This window comes from Halobacillus sp. BBL2006 (assembly GCF_000786645.1).
GTDB lineage: Bacteria > Bacillota > Bacilli > Bacillales > Halobacillaceae > Halobacillus.
Genome location: NZ_JRNX01000666.1, coordinates 1 through 2,227, shown reverse-complemented (window position 1 = coordinate 2,227; position 2,227 = coordinate 1). Strand labels below are relative to the sequence as shown.

Genomic DNA, 2,227 nt, shown 5'->3' with positions numbered 1-2,227 from the left:
TTTTATCAGAACGTCTTAAAGACCTTCCGGTTCATGCGGAACATCTCATTGTTGAGAAGCATCAGTGATTGAATTCAAATACTTTTTGGGAGTTCCATAAAAGGAGATCTGTCTATACACAGGATAAGAGGATTCGTAGGAGACAAAAATGGGTGCATCAAGCAGGGATGGATAAAAAGAATATAATGGCCGATCTCCATAAATGATGCCTTTTAATGCGGTATCCATTTCTTTTTTAAAAATCATAAAGCGAAATCCAGCGGCCTCCTGGCTGAATTCACCACCATCCACGTAGGCTTTTCCTATTAAATGAAATTGGTTCTGCCCGTTTTTCTTCCATTCAGCCAACACTTCGTCCCGCATTTTCGGGTTAATTGCCTTAAAATTAAATACATAACCGATATCCAAAAATAATTCAGCCGTAATATCGGAGTGAGTCAGTGTATATTTTCTCCCTTCCAGCGGGTGGGCAGAATCAGCGGGCGGTAAAAAATTAACGGATAATTTTCGTGGATCAAACGAAGACATCCAGACGCCTCCTAAACCGTAATGAAATTCTCCGTATCAGAATATGCTGGGAAAGCCCTGGGGTTCTAAATGAGAAAAAAGGAGTTCATTCATGGATTATAAAAAGGGATATGAAAGCAAGGATGCTGAAGATAACTTGAATAAAGGGTTTGAAGATATCGTAGAGTTATCGAGAAGTTGTAAGTTTTCTGACTGCACGCACATAAACGAGAAGGATTGTGCCGTAAAACGAGCCATTTCTGAGGGCTTACTTTCAGAGGAAAGATTTAATAGCTATTATCAAGAGGTGAATGAATCTGCATATGTATCTAAGCAAAAAAATAAAACGAAGGCGATCGACTACATGAAACAACGGAAACTTTTTCAAAGGCCTTAGGTAAGATGAACTTGTCTTTCTAAGAGCTCAATCCTTTTAAACGAAGGTGAAATGATGGATAGAATCAAGTTTATCAATAGTGAATATAAAGTGAAATATCTTTCAGAAGAAACCGTTTTATGATGGAATTTAAGCTGCTTGTTCTTTTTATGACAGAGATCTCTTCGAAAAAAGAAAACAGATAAACAATAGAAGAAAAAATTAGCTTGTATAAGAGCCGAATAAAAAAGAGTCTCCTTCATTCGCTAATGAGCGAATTCAAGAAGACTCTCTTTTTTTATAGGACTAATCCAGCAACTAAGAAGAAGACGGAAGCGATCCCTGCTGCGGTGAGCGCATAAGGAAGCTGCGTGTTGATGTGCTCCATATGCTCAACATCTGCACCGATCGAGGACATCACACTCGTATCGGAGATCGGTGAAGTATGATCACCGAAAGCACCACCAGATAATACGGCAGCTGCTGCTAGAATGGGATCACCGCCTGTCGCTACCATTAAGGAAACCCCAATTGGCATCATAATTGCCCACGTTCCGAAAGACGTTCCCATGGAGAAGGCGACAAAACCGGAAATGATGAACACAGCAACAGGGATGATGCTGCTCGGGATCACACCAGAAGCCACTTCGGAAATGTAGGCGGCTGCTCCGACCCCTTCAGGAGCGGTCGCTCTCATGACGTCACCAAGCGTGACAGCAAGGATGATGATGACAGCTCCTAAAATGACCGACTTGCTTCCTTCAAACAACTCATTCAAAAATTCTTTCGCGTTCATGAGTCCTTTAGCCAGATACTTGATAAAGGCAATGACAATCCCTACCGAGAAGCTGACAATCAACATTTTATTGCCGTCGAGCGGGATTTCTGGAATATCTGCAAAATAGATAAACGTATAATTCCATAGACCGAGCACGACGAGCAATGCAACAGAAATTCCTAAAGGTACGACCATGTCTGAGGCTGTTCCTTTGAGTGTTGCTTCTTCCGTCGCTTCTTTTGTTTCCTTGGCAGCGGCAGCTTCATTCGAGGAGCGATTCTCTTTCGCTCTCATTTCAGATTGCTTCATTGGACCGAAATCCTTGATTTTACCCGCTGCAACGAGGAATACCATGATCAGAATAATAATGTTATAGAAGTTGTACGGAATCGTCTTAGCAATTCCGACAATCGGATCGTTCACCGATTCAATGTTGTCGACCATTAAGGCTCCCATGAAGGCGACCCAGCCGGAAATAGGCACAAGCACATTAATCGGGGAGGCCGTTGAATCTAATAAAAACGCTAGTTTTGCCCGTGAGATATTCATACGGTCGTAGATGGGGC

3 protein-coding genes are annotated in these 2,227 nt (G+C 42.1%); 1 reads left to right on the top strand and 2 read right to left on the bottom strand.

Going from position 1 to position 2,227, the window contains the following annotated elements:
* Positions 1-45: 45 nt before the first annotated feature.
* Positions 46-528 carry a staygreen family protein gene (locus tag LD39_RS17980; protein ID WP_035551094.1) on the bottom strand — a complete coding sequence of 161 codons (483 nt, stop codon included), beginning with the start codon at positions 526-528 and terminating at the stop codon, positions 46-48.
* A gap of 91 nt (positions 529-619) precedes the next feature.
* Between LD39_RS17980 and LD39_RS17975 the strand changes: the two genes are divergently transcribed.
* Entirely contained in the window at positions 620-904 is a 285-nt protein-coding gene (locus LD39_RS17975) for a hypothetical protein (protein ID WP_035551091.1), read from the top strand.
* A gap of 277 nt (positions 905-1,181) precedes the next feature.
* Here the strand turns inward: LD39_RS17975 and LD39_RS17970 are convergent.
* A partial coding sequence (locus LD39_RS17970; protein ID WP_035551088.1) for a Na+/H+ antiporter NhaC family protein occupies positions 1,182-2,227 on the bottom strand: 1,046 nt, incomplete at its 5' end.